Raw genomic sequence first — 20,233 nt, 5'->3', positions numbered from 1 at the left:
CGGACCGGGCCCGCGGCCGGCCGCTCAGCTTCTTCCGATCCGGGTCCAGCGCGCGACCGGCCCGATGTCCACATGGACGAAGTGGCCGTAGAGCCCGACGCCCATGATCCCGAGCCGCAGCGAGATCGCGTGCGCGGCCAGCGCCAGGTCGAGCGGCGAAACCCCGCGCATCGAGATGTCGGCCGCCATGCCATGCAGGTGGAAGCTGCGCGGCGAGGCCCCTTCTCCGATCGAGGCGTTGGTGCGCGGCGTGCGGTAGCCGGAGTGCAGTCGAAGCGGCCGGTCGAAGCCGAAGCTTTCCTGCAGTATGGCGAGCAGGTCGATCAGCTGCGGCGGCAGCGGCCCGGGCAGGTTCTCGCGGATGTCGCGGAACAGGTGCTGGAGCCGCGCCAGCGCATGGAAGTCGTAGTGCCCGTCCTCGCGCCGGTAGGTGGCGGCGAATTCCTCGTCCCGCTGGTTGATCACCCAGATCAGCCGCTGCAGCGGGCGGGCGCGGACGCGAGAGGGCGCAAGGAGGCCGGCCGCGCTGGCGGCGGCGACGACCAGCATCCGGCGTCGTGACGGGGCCCGCATGGCGCGATCCATTATGCACCGTTCCGGCGCCGGTGGCGCGAATTTCCGTCCTGCTTTCCGACCTTTCCGGTTTGCGCCCTGGGGGCCCTGCGGCGCCACGCCTGCCCATCCTGCGCTCGGGGCGGCGGACAGGGAACAGGCCGATCCGGCCATCGCGCCCGGGCGCCCGAGGCGTGCGGCCAGGCGGCGGAGACCGGCGCGGTCATCGGGCAGGGGGCGGAACGCCTGCGGCGTGCGGGGGCGGGGAGGGGAGCAAGGCCGGAACGCTCGCCCCGGCCTGCGCCGCGGCCGGGCGGCCGCAGGCCGTCAGTTCCAGCCGCGTCCCCGCCCGGGGGGATCGTCAGGATCGTTGTCGGTCACACGGCGCTCGCGGGGGGCGGCGTCCTTTCCTGGGCTGCCACGCCCCCGGCCGGGCTCGTCCGAGGGGTCGGCGTCGGACGTGCCGATGCTGCGCTCCTGCGTCCGGCCCCCCCGCCCGCGTCCGGGCGGGTCGGCCGGGTCGGAATCGGAGGAACCCGGCCCGCCGCGGCCCTGCCCCGGCGGGTCGCCCGGATCCGCGTCCGACACCCCGCCTCCGCCACGGCCGCGGCCCGGCGGATCCCCCGGGTCGGCGTCCGAGACGCCTCCGCGGCCCCGCGGCCCCAGTCCTCCGCGGCCCTCGCCAGGGGCATCGTCGGGATCGGCGTCGGTGAGGCCGGTGCGGCCGCCGCCGTCGCGGCCGTCCTTCGGCAGCGGGGACGGACCGGCCTTGGCGCCCTGGGCCGCCGCCTCGCCCGGGCCCATGGCGGCGCCGGCCGCGGGCAGCGCCGCGCCAAGCGCGGCCAGCCGCAGGACGAGAAGGCGTCGCGCAAGGCGGGGATCGGCAGGCGGGGCGGACATGGAGGGAGGCGCGGCTCCGGCGGGTGCCGTCGCATTCTCCGGCTTGCGTCCGATGGTGACAAGCGCGGCGCGAAGGATCGCGCGCGCGATGGCGCGCAGGGCGCCCTTCCACTTCCAGAACCGAGTCGCCGCGATCCGGGGAGGCGGGGCCCTCGCCGCGTCCCCGTGCCCGCCCCGCCTCACACCGCGAGGTAGCGCGCCCGCAGCGCCTCCTCGGCGAGCAGCGTGGCGAGCGGGCCCTCCCAGCGGATCGCGCCGGTCTCGAGGATCAGCGCCCGGTCGCCGACCGCGCCGGCGAAGCGCAGGTTCTGCTCCGAGAGCAGGATGCCGAGGCCCTCCGCCCGCAGCGCCTTGACCGCCTCGGCCAGCCGCTCCACCACCACCGGCGCCAGCCCCTCCGCCGGCTCGTCCAGCAGCAGCAGCCGCGGATTGCCGGCGAGCGTGCGGGCGATGGCGAGCATCTGCTGCTCGCCGCCGCTCATCCGCCCCGCCGGGCGGTCGCGCAGCGCGGCGAGCGCGGGGAACAGCGCGAACAGCCGCTCCTCCGTCCAGGGTTGCCGTCCGGGCGGGGCGGGACGCATCCCGACCGCGAGGTTCTCGCGCACGGTGAGCCCGGCAAAGAGGCGCCGCTCCTCCGGCACGTAGCCGAGACCGGCGCGGGCGATGCGGAAGGGCGGCAGGCCGGCGAGATCGCGTCCCGCGAGGCGCACGCGCCCGGCCGTGGGCGGCACCAGGCCCATGATCGCCTTGAGCGTCGTGCTCTTGCCGGCGCCGTTGCGGCCGAGGAGGACCACCACCTCGCCGCGCGCGACGTGGAAGGTGAGCCCCGCCAGGATGCGGGCGCGGCCATAGCGCGCCTCCAGCCCCTCGACCGCGAGCAGGGCGGGCGGCAGCGCCCCGGTCATGCCGCCACCCCCCCGAGATAGGCGGCGCGCACGCGGGGATCGGCGCGCACCGCCTCCGGCGTCCCCTCCGCCAGCACCCGGCCGCGGTCGAGCACCAGCACGCGGTCGGCATGGCCGAACACCACGTCCATGTCGTGCTCGGTGAACAGCACGGCGAGGCCCGATTCGCGGGCGAGGCGCGCGACCAGGGCCATCAGCGCACGGCGCTCGGCCGCGGCCATGCCGGCGGTCGGCTCGTCCATCAGCAGGAGGCGCGGCCTGCCGGCGAGCGCAATCGCGAGCTCGAGGCGCTTGAGATCGCCGTAGGCGAGCACGCCCGAGGCCCGCTCCGCCTGCTCCGCCATGCCGACGCGCGCGAGCAGGGCCTCGGCCTCCGCGCGCATCTGCCGGCGCGCCGGGCGCCACAGGCCGAACAGGCGTTGCGCGTGCGAGAGCAGCGCCATCTGCACGTTCTCGCGCACCGTCATCGAGCCGAAGGTGGCGGTGATCTGGAAGGTGCGCCCGACCCCGGCGCGGAAGATCCGCGGCGGCGGCAGGCCGGTGATGTCGCGGCCGGCGAGGCGCACCGTGCCGGCCTCGGGGCGGAGCTGGCCGCCGATCAGGTGGAAGCAGGTGGTCTTGCCGGCGCCGTTGGGGCCGATCAGCGCGAGCAGCTCGCCCGCGCGCACGGCGAGCGAGACGCCGTCCACCGCGCGCACGCCGCCGAAGCTGCGCACCAGGCCGCGCGCCTCGAGCACCGGGGGAGGGGGGGCGCTCATCGCCGGCCGTCGCTCTCGCGCGCCTCCCACCAGCGCCGCGCGGCGCCGGCGAGGCCCTCGGGGAAGAACAGCACCAGCGCCACGATGGCGAGGCCGAGCAGCAGGCGCCAGTGGTCGGTGGCGCGCACCAGCTGCTCCGACAGGCCGGCATAGGCAAGCGCGCCCCAGATCGGGCCGGTCACCGTCCGCACCCCGCCGAGCAGCACCATCAGCAGCGCGTCCACGCTGCGCGGGATGGCGAGCAGGGTCGGGAAGACGCTGCCCTTGCCGTAGGCGAAGAGTGCGCCGGCGAGGCCGGCGAGGCCGGCGGCGAAGGCGAAGGCGAGCCAGCGGACCGTGAGCGCCGGAATGCCGATCGCCGCCGCGCGCGGCGCGCTGTCGCGCAGCGCGCGCAGCGCGTAGCCGAAGGGGGCGTGGATCGCGCGCAGCAGCAGGAGCGTGCCGCCGGCCGAGAGGGCGAGGGCGAGCCAGGCGAACACCCGCCTGTCGCGCGCCCACGCGTCGGGCCAGACGCCGAGGATGCCGTTGTCCCCGCCCGTGACCTCGACCCACTGGAAGGCGACGGACCAGGCGATCTGCGCGAAGGCGAGGGTGAGCATCGCCGCATAGACGCCGGAGAGCCGGACGCAGAACCAGCCGAAGGCGAGCCCGGCGAGCCCCGCGGCGAGGGGGGCGAGGGCGATCCCGGCCGCCATCGGCGCCGCGAGGTGATGGGCGAGCAGCGCCGCCGCGTAGGCGCCGATGCCGAAATAGGCGGCGTGGCCGAAGCTAGCCATCCCGCCGGGACCCATCAGGAGGTGCAGGCTCATCGCGAACAGCACGAACACGGCGAAGTCGGCGAACACGCTGAGCGCGTAGTCGCCGAGAACGGACGGCAGGGCGCAGGCGAGGGCGAAGACGGCGAGCGCGAACCGGCGCAGCGCGAGCGGCGCGGGGCGGATCACCGGCTCGGCCGCGCCGGGCGCGCCGGGCGGGACCGCGGCCGGGGCGGCGCCGGCCAGGCCGTGCGGGCGCAGCACCAGCACCACCGCCATCACCAGGAACACCAGCACCAGGGTGATGCGGGGGAAGACCAGGATGCCGAAGGCGTGCAGCTCGCCGATCAGCAGCGCGGCGAGGAAGGCGCCGCCGAGCGAGCCGAGCCCGCCCACCACCACCACCACGAAGGCCTCGACGATCACCGCGAGGTCCATGTGCAGGTTCACCGACTCGCGCGGCAGCTGCAGCGCCCCGGCGAGGCCGGCGAGCACGGCGCCGAGGAAGAACACCCCCGTGAACAGGGCGCGCTGGTCCACGCCGAGGGCGCCGACCATCTCGCGGTCCTCGGTCGCGGCGCGGATCAGCAGGCCGAAGCGGGTGCGGCGGAACAGCAGCCAGAGCAGCCCGAGCACGACGGGGCCGAGCGCGATCAGGAACAGCTCGTAGCGGGGGAAGCGCAGGCCGAGGAGGGGCAGCTCCACCGCGCCGTGCAGGCCGGGCGCGCGCGGGCCGAGCAGGTCCTGGGGCCCCCAGGCCCAGAGCGCGAGGTCCTGCACGATCAGCACCACGCCGAAGGTGGCGAGCAGGGGGAACAGCTCCGGCGCCCGGTAGAGCCGGCGCAGCAGCAGCACCTCGATCGCGACGCCGATCAGGCCGACCGCGAGCGCGGCGAGCAGGACCCCGCCCCAGAAGCCGAGCGGCCCCGGCGCGCCGCCCCCGGCGAAGCGCGTGACCAGCGTCCAGCCGAGATAGGCGCCGAGCATGTAGAGGCTGCCATGGGCGAAATTGACGATGCGGCTGACGCCGAAGATCACCGTCAGGCCCGAGGCGACCAGGAACAGCGAGGAGGCGCTGGCGAGTCCGTTCAGCGCCTGGAGGATCAGCGCATCCATGCGGCAGGGGGGGCACGCCGCGCGGCGCGGGCCGGCACCGCCCCCGGCCGCGGGCGCGCGGCGACGGAGCCGCGCCGGGCGGCGGGCCGGCGCCTCACGACGCCGATTGCGGGCGCATCTGGCGCACCACCTCGTCCGGCGGCAGGTACTTCGCGCCGTCGGCGTAGCGCCAGTCGACCATCACGCCCCGGCCGTCGCGCAGCGCCGTCTTGCCGACGAAGGCGCCGAGCGTGGACTGGTGGTCGATGGCGCGGAACTCAACCTCGGCGGTGCCGAAGGCGGTGGGGAAGCGCAGGCCGCGCATCGCCTCGATCATCGCGTCGGTCCCGGTCGCGCCGCCGGTCCTGCGCAGCATCGTCGCGATGGCGGTGACGGTGTCGTAGCCGACCACGCTGCCGCAGCGCGGCTCCTCGTTGAAGCGCCGGCGATAGGCCTCGCGGAAGGCGTTGTGCCGCGGGTTGTCGAGGTCGGCGTAGGGGTAGCCGGTGACGATCCAGCCTTCCGGCGCCTCGTCGCCGAGGGGAAGCAGGTATTCCGGCTCCCCGGTCAGCAGCGAGACGACGTGGCGGCGCTCGAACAGGCCGCGGGTGTTGCCCTGGCGGACGAAATTGGTGAGGTCCTGGGCGAAGGTGACGTTGAAGATCGCCTCCGGGTTGGCGCCGGCCAGCGCCTGCACCGTGGCGCCGGCGTCGATGCGGCCGAGGGCGGGGTACTGCTCTGCGACGAACTGCACATCCGGCCTGGCGCGGGCGAGCAGCTCCTTGAACCAGCGCGCGGCGCTCTGGCCGTACTCGTAGTTGGGGGCGACGATGGCCCAGCGGCGGGCGGGGAGCTTCGCCGCCTCCTCCACCAGCATCGCGCACTGCATGTAGGTCGAGGGGCGGAGGCGGAAGGTGAAGCGGTTGCCGCGCGACCAGACCAGCGCGTCGGTCAGCGGCTCCGAGGCGACGAAGAGGCGCCGGTGCTGGTTGGCGAAGTCGGAGAGGGCAAGGCCGACGTTGGAGAGGAACGCCCCGGCGAGCAGATGGACGCGCTCGACGTTCACCAGCTCGCCGGCATGGCGGACGGCGTCCTCGGGCCGGCCGGCGTCGTCGCGGAACACCGTCTCCAGCCGGCGGCCGTGGATGCCGCCCTGGGCGTTGACCTCGTCCTGGGCCATCAGCCAGGCGTTGCGGTAGGGCTGCAGGAAGGCGGGGATGGCGGTGTAGCTGTTGATCTCGCCGATGCGGATCGGGCCGGCCGCGCCGCCCGCGGCCGCCTGGGCGCGCGCGATCGCAGGGGCGGCGAGCGGCGCCGCCGCGGCGACGGCAACGGCGGCGGCCGAGCGGCGCAGCAGCGAGCGCCGCGCGAGCAACCCGGAATCCATATCGGTCACTCCTTCCCGGTTTGGCCTGCGGGGATCGGGGAGCCTCGGCCCTCCCGCGCGCGGCCCTTTGGCGGACGAATTGGGCCGAAGCGGGGCGAACGGGAAGCGCCACGACGCCGGGCCGGCGCAGCAAAATACGGATCCGGCGGCGCGGCAAGCGGGTCGGCCGCCGCCATGGCGGCCGCGCCGGCCGGGAACAGGGGGCGCGGGCGACAGCGATCCGCGTGGGCCGGGCCGCGCAGGGCGCGCCCCGCCGTCGCACAGGCCGGGCGGCGATGCGGCCCCGGGCCGCTCGCACCCGTGCCGCGGAGCGACGCCCGCCTCAGGCGGAGGGGGCGCGCTCGGCCGCCTTGGCCGCCTGCCAGTGCGCCTCCATCGCCTCCAGCCCGACCTCGGCGGGGGTCTTCCCTTCCCGGGCGAGCGCCCGTTCGACCGCCGCAAAGCGGCGCTCGAATTTGGCGTTCGCGGCGCGCAGGCAGTCCTCGGGGTCGAGCTCCAGCTTGCGGGCGAGGTTGGCGAGGACGAACAGGAGATCGCCGACCTCGTCGGCCAGGCGGGCACGATCGGGCGGCGACGCCGCGCCGGGCCGCAGTTCGGCGCGCAGCTCCTCGGCCTCCTCCGCCAGCTTGTCGAGGATGGCATCGGCGTCCGGCCAGTCGAAGCCGACCCGGGCGGCGCGGCGGGTGAGCTTGGCGGCGCGGGTGAGGGCGGGGAGGGCGGCAGGCACGCCGGCGAGGGTGCCGGTTTCGGCGCGGGCCGCCCGTTCCGCGGCCTTCTGGGCCTCCCAGGCGAGGTTCTGTTCCTCTGCTGTTCGCACTTCGTCCCCGGCAAAGACGTGCGGGTGTCTCAGGATCATTTTCCTAGCAATGTGGTCCGCGACCTCGGCGAAGCCGAACTGACCGGATTCCCACGCCATCCGGGCATGATAGACGACCTGGAACAGGAGATCGCCGAGCTCGTCCTGCAGCGCCGCCCAGTCGGGAGCACCGTCATTGCCTTCCTGAATGACGGCGGACACTTCGTATGCCTCTTCAATCGTGTACGGCGCGATGCTGCGAAAGTTCTGCATCCGGTCCCAGGGGCAGCCGGCGACCGGGTCGCGCAGCCGGGCCATCACCGAAAGAAGGCGCGCCAGCGCCGTCGCCGCCGCGCTGTCCGGGAGGGGCATGGAAATTTCTCCTTGCTCGTGGCCGCGCGCCTGCCGGGCAAGGCAGCGCAGGCCGGCCGCGGTCCGGAGGGTTAGAGCCGATCGCGCGCGGCCGGAACCGGCCGCGCGCCGGAATCGGCGCCCCGGGCACCCCGCGCGTCGCCGTTGGCGGGCGCGCCGAGGAGGCGATCCGGAAGGCCGGAGGGGCGAGCCGACCTCCGGCCTGGACCTCGAGCCCGGGCGGCAGAGCGTCCGACAGGCCCGGAACCGCCGGGAGCCAGGCCAGGCAGCTCCCGGTCAGGCCGATCCGAGGGGTGGGGCCAGGGCCAACCGGCCGGGGCCGCGGCGGGCGATGCGCGCCAATCCACAACCTCCTTTTGCCGCATAAGATATATTATGGAAAATAAACGCGCCTGGGGATAAGCTGGGGAAAAGCCCGCGCTGGCGGTCCGGCGGGAAAATTCGTCAACGCCGCGCGAACGCCCGTTCCCGGCAGGCGCGCGCCGGACCGCTCCCCGCAGGCGCCCGCCCGGCTACAGCTCCTCGACCCCCGACACGCCGGGCAGCACCTTCATCGCCTGCATCAGCCGCGGGCTCACCTGGAAGCCGCCGGGCAGCGCGATCTCCACCTCCTGGCCCGGGCCCGTCCGCGGCACCAGGACCACCCGGCCGCGGCCGCGGCCCTCGCGCTGCAGCAGCACGCGGATGTGCTCCACCGCCTCGGTCTGCTCGAGCCAGAGGCGGATGCCCTGCCCCACCCCCTGCGCCGCCTTCTCCAGGGACTCGACCTCGCTCGCGGTCAGGCGCAGCGTCTCGCCCTCCAGCCGCGCCTCGGCGGTGACGAGGACCGCGGTGCCCTCGGCGAGCAGGTCGCGGCAGCGGTTCAGCACCTCGGAGAACAGCGTCACCTCGAACGACCCCTGGGGATCGGAGAGCGTCGCCCAGCACATCCGGCTCCCGGTCCGCGTCGTCCGCTCCTTGGTGGCGGCCACCGTGCCGGCGAGCCGGAGCCGCGCCGCGCCCGCCCGCGCCCGCTCGGCGATCCGCGCCGAGGGCACGACGCCGAGCCGCTTCAGCGCGCGCGCGTAGGCGTCGAGCGGATGGGCCGAGAGGTGGAACCCGACCGCCTCGGCCTCCCGCGCCAGGCGCTCGAGCTGGGGCCAGTCGGCCACCTCCGGCAGGCGGAGCGGCTCGGCGCGGGCGGCGCCGTCGCCGAACAGGCCGATCTGGGCGCTCGCCCGCTCCTCGGCCGCGGCCTGGGCGCGGCGCAGGATGATCTCGGCGCCGGCGACCAGCCGCGCCCGGTTGGGCTCGAGCGAGTCGAAGGCGCCCGCCTTGGCCAGGTTCTCGAGCTGCATCTTGTTGAGGAGCTTCGGGTCCACCCGCCCGGCGAAGTCCGCGATCGAGGCGAACGGGCCGCCCCGCGCCCGCTCCGCCACCAGCTCCCGCATCGCGCCGAGCCCGACCCGCTTCACCGCGGCGAGCGCGAAGCGGATGGCGGGCGCTCCGTCCGGGCCGGTCTCCACCGCGAACTCGGCCTCCGACCGGTTCACGTCCGGCGGCAGCACGGCGATGCCGAGCCGCGCCGCCTCCTGCATGTGGCCCGCGAGCTTCTCCGTCTTGTCGAGATCGAGCGACATCGAGGCGGCGAGGAAGGCGACCGGGTGGTTCGCCTTCAGCCAGGCGGTCTGGTAGCTGACCAGCGCGTAGGCGGCGGCGTGCGACTTGTTGAAGCCGTAGTCGGCGAAGCGCTCCATCAGGTCGAAGATCTCGCCGGCCTTGGCGGCGTCCACCCCGCGCGCCACCGCGCCCTCGACGAACACCTTGCGCTGCTGCTCCATCTCGGAGCGGATCTTCTTGCCCATCGCCCGGCGCAGAAGGTCGGCGGCGCCGAGCGAATAGCCGGCGAGCTCCTGCGCGATCTGCATCACCTGCTCCTGGTAGACCATGATGCCGTAGGTCTCCTCCAGGATGTGGCGGATCTTCGGGTGCGGCGGCTCCCACGGCTCGCCGTGCTTGCGGGCGCAGTAGGCGGGGATGTTGGCCATCGGGCCGGGGCGGTAGAGCGCGACCGCGGCGATCAGGTCCTCGAACCGGTCCACGCGCATCTGCCGGAGGCAGTCGCGCATCCCCTGCCCTTCGAACTGGAACACCCCGGCGGCGTCGCCCCGGCGCAGCATCTCGTAGGTCTTCGGGTCGTCGAGCGGGATGCGGGCGATGTCGAGCGCGATCCCCTGGGCCTTCAGGATCTCGAGCGTGCGCTGGATCACCGTCAGCGTCTTGAGGCCGAGGAAGTCGAACTTCACCAGCGACGCCTGCTCGACGTGCTTCATCGAGTACTGGGTGATCAGCATGTCGCTCCGCGGGTCGCGGTAGAGCGGCACGATCTCGATCAGCGGCCGGCGCCCGATCACCACGCCCGCGGCGTGGGTCGAGGCGTTGCGGTAGAGGCCCTCGATCTGCTGCGCGATCTCGAGCAGGCGCGCCACCGTCTCGTCGCTCTTCTGCATCTCCTGCAGCCGCGGCTCGGCCTCGATCGCCTGGCGGAGGGTGACCGGCTTGGCCGGGTTGAAGGGGATCAGCGAGGCGATGCGGTCCACCTGGCCGTAGGGCAGGCCCATCACCCGGCCGACGTCGCGCACCGCCGCCTTGGCCTGGAGCTTGCCGAAGGTGATGATCTGCGCCACCCGGTCGGCGCCGTATTCGCGCCGCACGTACTCGATCACCTCGTCGCGCCGCTCCTGGCAGAAGTCGATGTCGAAGTCCGGCATCGAGACGCGCTCGGGGTTCAGGAACCGCTCGAACAGCAGGCCGAAGCGCATCGGGTCGAGGTCGGTGATCGTCAGCGCCCAGGCGGCGACCGAGCCGGCGCCGGAGCCGCGGCCCGGCCCGACCGGGATGCCGCGCGCCTTCGCCCACTGGATGAAGTCGGCGACGATCAGGAAGTAGCCGGAGAAGCCCATCGTCTCGATCACGCCGAGCTCGTAGTCCAGCCGCGCGCGGTAGCGCTCGCGCGTCGCCGCGTCGGCGCCCATGGCGTCGAGCCGGGCCTCGAGGCCGCGGCGCGCCATGGCACGCACCGTCTCGGCCTCGGTCATGCCGGGCTGGACCTTGGGGCAGACCGGGAGCTCCGGCTTGCGCGGCTCGACCATGACCGCGCAGCGGCGGGCGATGGCGAGGGTGTTGTCGCAGGCCTCCGGCAGGTCGGCGAACAGGGCGCGCATCATCTCCGCCGGCTTGAACCAGTGCTCCGGCGTGACGCGGCGGCGGTCCGGCTCGGTGAGGATGCGGCCCTCGGCGATGCAGAGCAGCGCATCGTGCGCGGCGTGCATCGCGGGGTCGGCGAAATAGACGTCGTTGGCGGCGACGATCGGCAGGCCGGCGGCATCGGCGAGGGCGAGCAGCCCGGGCTCCACCGCGCGGTCGAGCTCGAGGCCGTGGCGGTGCAGCTCGACCGCGAGCCGGTCGGGGAAGGCCTCCCGGAGCCGCGCCAGCAGCCGTTCCGCCGCCTCGCGCCGGCCCTCGGCGAGCAGGCGGGCGATCGGGCCGGTCGTGCCGCCGGTGAGCAGGATCAGCCCCGCCGCATGCTCGGCCAGGGTGTCGAGGCGGAGGCAGGGCCTGCCGGAGGGGTCGTCGGCGAGGAATCCGAGCGAGGAGAGGCGCTGCAGGTTGTCGAGCCCGCGCGCGTCCGTCGCCAGCGCCACCACCGGGTCGGGCGGCAGCCGCTCGGCCTCGGGACGCGGGTCGGCGGCGCTGCGCGAGAGGAAGAGCTGGCAGCCCATGATCGGCTGCACCCCCTTTCCCGCGCAGGCCTGGGCGAATTCCAGCGCGCCGAACAGGTTGGCGGTGTCGGTCAGCGCCACCGCCGGCATGCCGGCCTCGCGGGCGAGGCTCGCGAGCTTGTCGGCCTTGATCGCGCCCTCGCTCAGCGAGTAGGCGGAATGCACGTGCAGATGGACGAAGCTGCTGCTCACGCTCCGGGCAACCCTGCGATTCGGACCGGGCGAGCGTAGCACGCCCCGTGCCTCCCGCCGCGCGCCAGCCGGTGCGGCGCGAGCCGGGCCGCGCGGCGCCCGCGGCGCCGGGCCGCCCGCGCGGAGGGACGGCAAGGGCGCGACGGCTCGTGCGCCCCGGTCCGGACGCCGCGCGAGCCGACCACCTCCGGATCGCGCCGGCCGTGTCCGGCGCCGCCGCGGGCCGGCCTGGCGCGGGGCCCCGGCGCGGCGGTGCCGGGGGCGTTGACCGCCGGGCTGCGCGGGCGCCACCCTGGGCGCATGCGCCGCTCTGCCTCCCTGCTGCTGCCGGCCGCCGCCGCCGCCGTCGCCTGGCTCGCCGCGACGGCAGGCGCGCTGGCCCAGCCGAAGCCGCCGCCGGTCGGGGCCGAGCCGCAGGGCGGGGGGAGCGCGGCACGGCCGGCATGGCCCGGCATCGCGCCTCCGGCCGGGCCTCCGGGTGCCCTGCCGCAGCCGGCGGGCGCCTTGCCGGCGGGGAAGCCGCCGCCGCTCGGCGCCGCCCCGCCTGCCCCGCCGCCGGCCGGCGGCGCGGGGCCGCAGGCGGCCGCCGCACCGACGGCCAAGCCGCCGCCCGCGCCGGGCGGCCCGATGCGGGCCGTCTCCTCCGGCACGGGGTTCGTGGTGGCGCCGGGCCGGCTGCTCACCAACCACCACGTCACCGAGGGCTGCGCCGAGATGCGCGCGCGCACCGCGGCCGGGGTCGAGATGCGGGTCACCGTCGCCGCCTCCGACCGCCAGCGCGATCTCGCGCTGCTCGCCGTGCAGGGAGAGGGCGACCCCGGCCCGCCGCTGGCGTTCCGACGCGGCCCCGAGGTCCGCCGCGGCGAGGGCGTGGTGACCTACGGCTTTCCGCTCGCCGGGCTGCTCTCCTCCGGGCCGACCCTGACGACGGGCGAGGTCTCGGCGCTTGCCGGGCTCGGCGACAATCCGCGCCAGTTCCAGATCAGCGCCCCGGTGCAGCCGGGCAATTCCGGGGGCCCGTTGCTCGACATGTCCGGCCACGTCGTCGGCGTGGTGGTGAGCAAGCTCAACGCCCAGCGCGTGGCGCAGCGCACCGGCGACATCCCGCAGAACGTGAACTTCGCGGTGAAGGCCGAGGAGGCGGTGAAGTTCCTGCGCCGCAACGGGGTCGAGCCGCGCCTCGCCGACAGCGCCGGGCCGCCGCGCAGCGCCGCCGAGGTCGGCGACGTGGCGCATCCCTCCACCGTCTTCCTTCGCTGCCTGCGCTAGGCTAGACCGCCCGCGCCGGAGCGGGTCGGAAAGGGGAGGCCGATGCATCTGCCGGATCGGGTGAGCGGGGCGATCCTCGCGGGGCTTGGTGCCTTGGCGGCCTATGGCGGTTCGCGGCTGCCGCCGGTGCCGGGTCAGGATGTCGGGCCGAACGTGTTCCCGATGGTGGTCGGCGCGGGGCTGATCCTCTGCGGAGTCTTGATCGCGTTCGGCATCGGCCGCAGCTTCGAGGCGCCGGAGGAGGATCCGGGCGCGGCCGTCCCGGCCGCGGGCTCGCTGGCGGCGCGCCTGGTCGGGCTGCGCGCGCTGCTGCCGCCGGCGCTGCTGCTCCTCTACGTGCTCGTCGTCGAGCGGCTCGGCTTCCTGCCGACCGCGGCGGTCCTGGTGCTGGTCACGGCGCTCGCGCTCGGGGCGCGGCTGCGGCTTGCGCTGCCGCTGGCGGCGGCGGCGCCGCTCGCCGTGCACGCCGTGTTCTCGAAGCTGCTGCGCGTGCCGCTGCCCGACGGCATGCTGCCGGCGCCGTGGTAGGGACCGTCCGGTGAGCGGGGTTCTCGACGCCCTCGCGCAGATCGCCGCGCTCGACGTGCTGCTGGCGATCCTCGCCGCTTCCGTCTACGGGATGGTGATCGGGGCGCTGCCCGGGCTGACGGCGACGATGGCGACGGCGCTCCTGGTGCCGATCACCTTCTACCTTCCCCCGATCGCGGCGGTGGCGACGATCATCGCCGCGTCGGCGATGGCGATCTTCTCCGGCGACATCCCGGGCGCGCTGCTGCGCATCCCCGGCACCCCCGCCTCGGCTGCCTACACCGACGAGGCCTACGCGATGACGCGCAAGGGCCAGGCGGAGACGGCGCTCGGCATCAGCCTCTGGTTCAGCGCGATCGGCGGCATCGTCGGCACCCTGGCGCTGATGGCGATGGCCCCTGCGCTGGCCGAGATCGCGCTCAGCTTCTCCTCCTTCGAGTACTTCTGGCTCGCCCTGCTCGGCCTGATGTGCGCGACCCTGGTCGCGCGCTCCTCGCCGGTGAAGGCGATCGCGGCGATGCTGATCGGGCTGCTGATCTCCTGCATCGGCATCGAGAATCCGGCGGGCACGCCGCGCTTCACCTTCGGCGTCACCGACCTGCTCGGCGGCATCGAGGTGATCCCGGCGCTGGTCGGGGTCTTCGCCATCTCCGAGGTGATGCGGGCGATGGTCTCGGCCGAGGCGCCGCCGATCCCGCGCCGGCGCCTGGGCTCGATCCTCAGGGGGCAGTGGGCGCTGACGCGGCGCTACCAGGTGCCGATGTGGCGCGGCAACATCCTCGGCGTCCTCGTCGGGGTGCTGCCCGGCGCCGGCGCCGACATGGCCGCCTGGATCGGCTATTCCGTCTCCAAGCGCTTCTCGAAGGAGCGGGAGAAATTCGGCACCGGCCATCCGGAGGGACTGGTGGAGGCCGGCGCGGCCAACAATTCCGCCCTCGCCTCGGCCTGGGTGCCGGCGCTGCTGTTCGGCATCCCGGGCGATACCATCACCGCGATCGCGATCGGGGTGCTCTACATGAAGGGCCTCAACCCGGGCCCCACCCTGTTCACGGAACGCGCCGACAGCATGTACGCGCTCTACCTCATCTTCATTTTCGCCAACATCCTCATGATCCCGCTCGGGATCGCGACCATCCGCCTCGCCACCCACGTGCTGCGCGCCCCGCGCGCCGCCGTGCTGCCGGTGATCGTGCTGCTTTCCGTCGTCGGCGCCTTCGCCATCGGCAACAACATCTTCGCCGTGGTGGTGGCGGCGGCCTTCGGGCTGCTCGGCTTCGTGATGGAGCGCAACGGCTACCCGGTGGCGGCGATGGTGCTCGGCATCATCATGGGCTCGATGCTGGAGACCCACTTCGTCACCTCGCTCATCAAGTCCGACAACAGCCTGCTGCCGTTCTTCGAGCGGCCGATCGCGGCGGTGCTGGCGACGATCGCCGCCGCGGCGCTGCTCTGGCCGGTGGTGGCCTGGACGCTGCGGCGGCGGGCGCGCGCGACGGCCGCGGCATAGCGTCGCCGGGCGGGCCGGGACGACGCAGCGGCGCGGCAGGCGGCGGCGGAACCCGCCGTCGCCCCCGCCCGCGTCCGGGCCTCAGCCGCGCGCCAGGCCCGCGGCCCGCATCGCCTCGCCCATGGCGCGGTCGGAGCGGTCCATGAAGGCCGCGAATTCCTGCGCGTTGCCCCAGGTGCGGCCGAAGCCGCGCGCGTCCATGAACTCGATGTACTCGCGCGACCTGTACACCCGCTCGAGCGCGGCGGTGAGCGTGTTCGCGATCTCCTGCGGCAGGTTGCGCGGGCCGGCGAAGCCGCGCCAGGCGCCCGTGGTGTAGTCGATGCCGAGCGTCTCCTTGAGCGTCGGCACGTTGGGGAAGATCGGGTTGCGCTGCGGCGCCATGATCGCGAGCGAGCGCGCCCGCCCGGCCTCGATGATCGCCCGCGCCTCGGGCACCGAACAGGTGACGAGATCGACGCCGCCCGCCGCGAGGTCCTGCATCGCCGGCGCCGCGCCGTTCGAGGGCACCCAGCGCACGTGGTCGCCGCGCAGCCCCATCGCCTGCAGCCAGCCGACCAGGGCGAGGTGCCAGATCCCGCCCTGCCCCGTGCCGGAGGCCTTGAGCTGCCCGGGGCGGCTCGCCTTGATCGCATCGGCCAGCGCCTTGATGTCCTGCCAGGGCGAGGCGGCGTTGACCTGCACGCCCGGCGGGTCCTCGTTCATCAGGGCGAGCGGCGTGTAGCTGCGCGGCGTGAGGTCCGTCAGGCCCTGCCAGTGCATCATCGCGATCTCGACCGTGATGATGCCGATCGTGTAGCCGTCCGGCGGCGCCTGCGCGATCGCCGCGTGGCCGACCACGCCGGAGCCGCCGGTGCGGTTGATCACGTTGAAGGGCTGGCCAAGGTCCTTCTCCAGCACCGCGGCGACGATCCGCGCCGTCGCGTCCGTGCCGCCGCCGGCGCCCCAGGGGCAGATGATGGTCACGGGCCGCTGCGGATAGCGCGCCTGGGCGATCGCCGGGCGTGCCAGGGCGGCGGCGGCGCCGGTCGCGAGCAGTCCGCGACGGGAGGTGATGGGCATGCCGGGTTTCCTCCTTGGGTCTCGAGGCCAGCGCGGGCGATGGCCCGGACGGCCATGCGCGCGACGCTAACGCAGCGCGGAGTTCGCCGGCAAGCCGGGCTGCGGACCTCGCGGCCGGGCGCGTCGCCGGCGCCGTCTCAAGGCAGCATCTTGCCCGGGTTCATCAGGCCGCGCGGATCGAGCGCCGCCTTGATCGTCCGCATCAGGTCGAGCGCCACCGGGTCGCGCAGCGCCGCCATGGCGTGGCGCTTGGACTGGCCGATGCCGTGCTCGGCGCTGAAGCTGCCGCCATGCGCGACGGCGATGCGGTTCACCATGTCCTCGATCGCCTCGGCGTTGCGGTGCCACGCCTCGCGCGGCGTGCCGCGCGGCGCCTGGAGCGCGATGTGCACGTTGCCGTCGCCGGCATGGCCGACCGCGATCAGCTTCCCCTCCGGCCAGCGCGCGGCCAGCGCCGCCTCGACCTCGGCGAGGAAGGCCGGCACGGCGGAGACGGGGACGGAGGTGTCGGCCGAGACGCTCGGCGCCTCGGCGCGGTTGCACTCCGGCATGATCTCGCGCAGGTACCAGAGCGCGGCGCGCTGCTCCTCGCTCTCGGCGATCACCGCCTCGCCCGCCTCGCCGGCCTCGATCGCGGCGGCGAGGGCGGCCTCCAGCGGCGTGCGCAGGTCGGCGGCGGCGGCGGTGCCGAGTTCGAGCAGCACGTACCACGGCGATTCCAGCGCGAAGGGCAGGCGCGCGCGCGGCGCGTGGCGGCGCACCAGCTCCAGCGGCCAGCGGCCGATCAGCTCGAAGCCGATCAGCTCGGCGCCGTTCGACGCCAGCCGGTCGAGCAGCGCCAGCGCCGCCGCCGGCGAGGGCACGGCGAGGAACGCCGTCTCCCGCGCCCGCAGCGCCGGGGCGAGCTTCAGCGCGGCGCCGGTGATGACGCCGAGCGTCCCCTCGGCGCCGATGAACAGGTGGCGCAGCGCGTAGCCCGTGTTGTCCTTGCGCACGCGGCGCAGGTCGTCGAGCACGCGTCCGTCCGGCAGCACCACCTCCAGCCCCAGCACCAGGTCGCGCGCATTGCCCCAGCGGATGGTGCGGATGCCCCCGGCGTTGGTCGAGAGCGCGCCGCCGATCTGCGCCGTGCCCTCGGCGCCGAAGGAGAGCGGGAACAGCCGGTCCACGGCCGCCGCGGCCTCCTGCACCGCGCGCACGGTGCAGCCGGCGTCCACCGTGATCGTGAAGTCGCGCGCGTCCACGGCGCGGATGCGGTTCATGCGCTCGAGGCTCAGCACCACCGCGGGCGGCCCGTCCGCGCGCGGCACCGCGCCGCCGCAGAGGCCGGTGCGCCCGCCCGCGGGCACCACCGCGAACCCCGCCGCGGCGCAGGCGCGCAGCGCAGCGGCGACCTCCGCGGTGCTGCCGGGACGCAGCACCGCGTGCGGCGGATGCGCATAGCGCCCGGACCAGTCGCGGGCGTAGGGTTCGATATCGGCCCGCGCGGTCAGGGCCGGGCAGCAGGCGGCGATCGGGCTGAGGTCGTCGAGCGGGCTCATCTCGGATCCTGGAGGGCGTGCGGGGCGCGCCCCGGGCGCGGGCCGGAGCGATGCTGACGGCGGCGCGTCTTCGGCGCAAGCAGGCGCACGGCAGGACAGGCCCGCCGAACGGCCCGGGCGGCGTCGTTCCGGCCGATGCGCCTCGCCTAATCGAGGGGATCGGTGCATGCGCCCCCCAGGCGCACGGCGGGCATTCACGCGCTCGGCGGCTGCCAAGTGGTCGTGGCATGCCCCCCCAGGCGCACGGCGGGCATGGCGCGCCGTGTGCCCGGGATTGCCCGGGCGCGCGCCTCGTCCTAAGGGCGTCGGCGCCCCTGCGCGGGGCGTAGAGGATGGAGAGCGAACGCCATGGAGGCTCCCGCCTTGTCCCGGCTGGCGGCGGAAGCCGGAGAGACTACCGGCGCGGAGGAGGCGGAGGCGGTTCTGGCCCGGCTCGACGCCGCGGCGCGGCGCCACGAGACGCCCTGCGGAGAGGGCCGCATGGTCTGGCGCGCCTGGGGCGAGGGGCCGCCGCTGGTGCTGCTTCACGGCGGGTCCGGATCCTGGCGCCACTGGGTCCGCAACGTCGCCCATTTCGCGCGCAGTCGCCTCGTGCTGGCCCCCGATCTTCCTGGCCTCGGCGAGTCCGCCATGCCGCCGTCTCCGTCTGGGCCTGGCGACAGCGCCGCGGTCGTCGCCGCCGGCCTGCGCGCGCTGCTCGGCGCGACGGCGCGCTACGACCTTGTCGGATTCTCCTACGGCGCCAACATCGCCGGCCACGTCGCCGCCGCCGAGGGCGAGCGGGTGCGGAGCCTGACCATTGTCGGCGCCGGGGCGCTCGGCCTGCCGCGCGGCCACACGCCGCTCGAGAAAGTGCGTGACAAGCAAGGCGGGGCGCGCGTCGCGGCGCACCGCTTCAATCTCGCCTCGTTGATGTTCGCCGATCCCGCACGGATCGATGCGCTCGCCCTCGTCATCCAGGAGTGGAACACGGTGCACGCCCGGCTGCGCAGCCGCCCGCTCGCCCACACGCCGGTGCTGCGCGACGCCATCGCCCGGGCCAGCGCCCCGCTCGCCGCCATCTACGGGGAGCGCGACGCGATCGCCTGGCCCAACCTGCACCTGCGCCTCGCGCTGCTGCGCGAACTGCGCCCGTCGGCGGCGATCCGCGTGATCCCCGGCGCCGGCCACTGGGTGGCCTACGAAGCGGCCGAGGCGTTCAACGCCGCCCTTGTGGCGGTGCTCCGCGGCCGCGGCGGCGCGCCCTGCGAACGGTCGCGCGGGCCGCCGGCAGGGTGCGGCTTCCCCCCCCCCCCCCCCGCACCGAGCCCCGCTGACCAACCGCCGCGACGCCGCCGCCTCGGAGGCGTTCCTGCCCAGCTGGGCGCGCAAGGCAGGTGCCGGCCGCCTGCGAGCCGCTCAGACGGCGCGTCGCGCGGGGTCGAGCGCCGCTGCGGCCAGCGCGCGCCTATTCCAGCCGGCACGCCTCCTCGAAGGAAAGGCGCGGCAGGCGCGGGGGCAGCGGCGCCGTCTTGTCGGCATAGCCGAGATTGACCAGGAAGTTGCTCCGCCAGCCGGTGCCGGCGAGGAACAGCTCGTCCACCGTCGCCCGGTCGAAGCCGCTCATCGGCCCGGCGTCGAGGCCGAGGGCGCGCGCGGCCAGGATCAGGTAGGCGCCCTGCAGGATCGCGTTGCGCGTCGCCGTGTCCTCGGCGAGCGCGGGATGGCGGGCGAACCAGTCGCGCGCGTCCGGCGCGTGCGGGAACAGCGCCGGCAGCTTCTCGTGGAAGGCCTCGTCGGCGGCGACGATCACCGTGACCGGCGCGGTCATCGTCTTCTCGACGTTGCCGGGCGAGAGCGCCGGCTTGAGCCTCGCCTTGCCCTCCGGCGTGCGGACGAAGACGAAGCGTCCGGGCGAGGAATTGGCGCTCGTCGGGCCCCACTTCAGCGTGTCGTAGATCTCCTGCAGCACGCGGTCCGGGATGCGGCGCGGGGTCCAGCGATAGTGGGTGCGCGCGGCACGGAACAGGATGTCCAGCGCGCTGTCCTCGATCGCGCCGGGGAGGTCGAGCATCGGGCGGGCTCCGTCTCAGGGGCGGCAGGCACCGCGAGCGATAGCGCAAGGCGGGGCGCGCACCAAACCGGCTCCGGGCCCGGCCCGCGGCCGGTCGGCACCGCCCGGCGCGGCGTCAGGCCTCCACCTGCTCCACCGCCACCACTTCCGGCACGTAGTGGCGCAGCATGGTCTCGACGCCGTGGCGCAGCGTGGCGCGCGAGGAGGGGCAACCGGCGCAGGCGCCCTGCAGGTGCAGGCGCACGATGCCGTTGCGATAGCCGCGGAAGATGATGTCCCCGCCGTCGCCCGCCACCGCCGGCCGCACCCGCGTATCGAGCAGATCCTTGATCTGCTCGACGATCTCGGCATCGGCCGGGTCGTAGTCCTCCGCGGCCGCGTCCTCCGCGCCCTCGAACACCGGGGCGCCGGAGAGGAAGTGCTCCATGATGGCGCCGAGCACGCGCGGCTTCAGCGCCTGCCAGTCGGCCGCCTCCGTCTTGGTGACGGTGATGAAGTCGTCGCCGAGGAAGACCCGCGCCACGTCGCCCACGCGGAAGATGCGCTCGGCGAGCGGCGAGCGGGCGGCCGCCTCGGCAGCGTCGGTGAAGTCGGCGGTGCCGCGGCCGGCGCCCATGACCTCCCGCCCGGGGAGGAACTTCAGCGTGGCGGGGTTGGGGGTGCTCTCGGTCTCGATGAACATGGCGGTCCTGGCCCTGGGGTCCGGTCGGAAGATGCCCGACGGATGTGGTCTGTTTTCGCCGGCGCCGCAACCGGAACCGCGCGCGCCGGCCTTGCCGCAGGGGGCGCGGCGAAGCCGG

The 20,233-nt window shown here is 75.0% G+C and carries 15 protein-coding genes; 4 read left to right on the top strand and 11 right to left on the bottom strand.

The genetic code is table 11. The annotated features are described in order from the left end of the window. Positions 1-24 precede the first annotated feature (24 nt). The 7 genes from K1J50_RS03140 to dnaE all read right to left on the bottom strand — a co-directional run bounded on the left by K1J50_RS03140 (position 25) and on the right by dnaE (position 11,473). Entirely contained in the window at positions 25-573 is a 549-nt protein-coding gene (locus K1J50_RS03140) for a YcbK family protein (protein ID WP_220115982.1), read from the bottom strand. 1,058 nt (positions 574-1,631) lie between these two features. Next, on the bottom strand, positions 1,632-2,357 hold the full coding sequence (locus K1J50_RS03135) for an ABC transporter ATP-binding protein (protein ID WP_255574866.1): 726 nt from the start codon (positions 2,355-2,357) through the stop codon (positions 1,632-1,634). Continuing rightward, positions 2,354-3,115: an ABC transporter ATP-binding protein gene (locus K1J50_RS03130; RefSeq protein WP_220115981.1), complete on the bottom strand. Its 762-nt coding sequence runs from the start codon at positions 3,113-3,115 to the stop codon at positions 2,354-2,356. Before K1J50_RS03130 ends, K1J50_RS03135 begins: the two co-directional genes overlap by 4 nt. After that, complete coding sequence (locus K1J50_RS03125) at positions 3,112-4,986, bottom strand: ABC transporter permease (protein ID WP_220115980.1); 1,875 nt, start codon at positions 4,984-4,986, stop codon at positions 3,112-3,114. Before K1J50_RS03125 ends, K1J50_RS03130 begins: the two co-directional genes overlap by 4 nt. Before the next feature lie 94 nt (positions 4,987-5,080). After that, positions 5,081-6,352 carry an ABC transporter substrate-binding protein gene (locus K1J50_RS03120; protein ID WP_220115979.1) on the bottom strand — a complete coding sequence of 424 codons (1,272 nt, stop codon included), beginning with the start codon at positions 6,350-6,352 and terminating at the stop codon, positions 5,081-5,083. Between the two features lie 322 nt (positions 6,353-6,674). Then, positions 6,675-7,520, bottom strand: coding sequence for a nucleoside triphosphate pyrophosphohydrolase (gene mazG, locus K1J50_RS03115; protein WP_220115978.1), 846 nt, complete (start codon positions 7,518-7,520; stop codon positions 6,675-6,677). A gap of 512 nt (positions 7,521-8,032) precedes the next feature. Beyond that, positions 8,033-11,473 (bottom strand): DNA polymerase III subunit alpha, encoded by a 3,441-nt coding sequence (dnaE, locus tag K1J50_RS03110; RefSeq protein ID WP_220115977.1) that lies wholly within the window; start codon positions 11,471-11,473, stop codon positions 8,033-8,035. A 627-nt stretch (positions 11,474-12,100) separates the two neighbouring features. Here dnaE and K1J50_RS03105 point away from each other — a divergent pair. The 3 genes from K1J50_RS03105 to K1J50_RS03095 are packed head-to-tail and all read left to right on the top strand — an operon-like array spanning position 12,101 to position 14,777. Then, positions 12,101-12,742, top strand: a complete 642-nt coding sequence (locus K1J50_RS03105; RefSeq protein ID WP_255574863.1) for a S1 family peptidase — start codon at positions 12,101-12,103, stop codon at positions 12,740-12,742. Between the two features lie 42 nt (positions 12,743-12,784). Then, positions 12,785-13,270: a tripartite tricarboxylate transporter TctB family protein gene (locus K1J50_RS03100; protein WP_220115975.1), complete on the top strand. Its 486-nt coding sequence runs from the start codon at positions 12,785-12,787 to the stop codon at positions 13,268-13,270. Positions 13,271-13,280: 10 nt separating this feature from the next. Continuing rightward, complete coding sequence (locus K1J50_RS03095; protein ID WP_220115974.1) at positions 13,281-14,777, top strand: tripartite tricarboxylate transporter permease; 1,497 nt, start codon at positions 13,281-13,283, stop codon at positions 14,775-14,777. Between the two features lie 81 nt (positions 14,778-14,858). Here K1J50_RS03095 and K1J50_RS03090 read toward each other — a convergent pair whose 3' ends face one another. Together K1J50_RS03090 and K1J50_RS03085 are read right to left on the bottom strand one after the other, a co-directional pair. Beyond that, on the bottom strand, positions 14,859-15,839 hold the full coding sequence (locus K1J50_RS03090; RefSeq protein ID WP_220115973.1) for a tripartite tricarboxylate transporter substrate binding protein: 981 nt from the start codon (positions 15,837-15,839) through the stop codon (positions 14,859-14,861). 137 nt (positions 15,840-15,976) lie between these two features. Then, on the bottom strand, positions 15,977-17,380 hold the full coding sequence (locus tag K1J50_RS03085) for an FAD-binding oxidoreductase (RefSeq protein WP_220115972.1): 1,404 nt from the start codon (positions 17,378-17,380) through the stop codon (positions 15,977-15,979). Between the two features lie 348 nt (positions 17,381-17,728). On the opposite strand from K1J50_RS03085, the gene K1J50_RS03080 reads away from it, so the two are divergent. Next, complete coding sequence (locus K1J50_RS03080) at positions 17,729-18,913, top strand: alpha/beta fold hydrolase (RefSeq protein WP_220115971.1); 1,185 nt, start codon at positions 17,729-17,731, stop codon at positions 18,911-18,913. Here K1J50_RS03080 and K1J50_RS03075 read toward each other — a convergent pair. Continuing rightward, positions 18,828-19,433 carry a malonic semialdehyde reductase gene (locus K1J50_RS03075; protein WP_220115970.1) on the bottom strand — a complete coding sequence of 202 codons (606 nt, stop codon included), beginning with the start codon at positions 19,431-19,433 and terminating at the stop codon, positions 18,828-18,830. The genes K1J50_RS03080 and K1J50_RS03075 overlap by 86 nt on opposite strands. Before the next feature lie 115 nt (positions 19,434-19,548). Then, on the bottom strand, positions 19,549-20,115 hold the full coding sequence (locus K1J50_RS03070; RefSeq protein WP_220115969.1) for a NifU family protein: 567 nt from the start codon (positions 20,113-20,115) through the stop codon (positions 19,549-19,551). Positions 20,116-20,233 lie beyond the last annotated feature (118 nt).

The sequence above is a fragment of the Caldovatus aquaticus genome, assembly GCF_019458025.1.
GTDB classification, from domain to species: Bacteria; Pseudomonadota; Alphaproteobacteria; order Acetobacterales; family Acetobacteraceae; genus Caldovatus; species Caldovatus aquaticus.
Note: the sequence above shows the minus strand (reverse complement) of the source record. Positions and strands in the feature narration are given on the sequence as shown.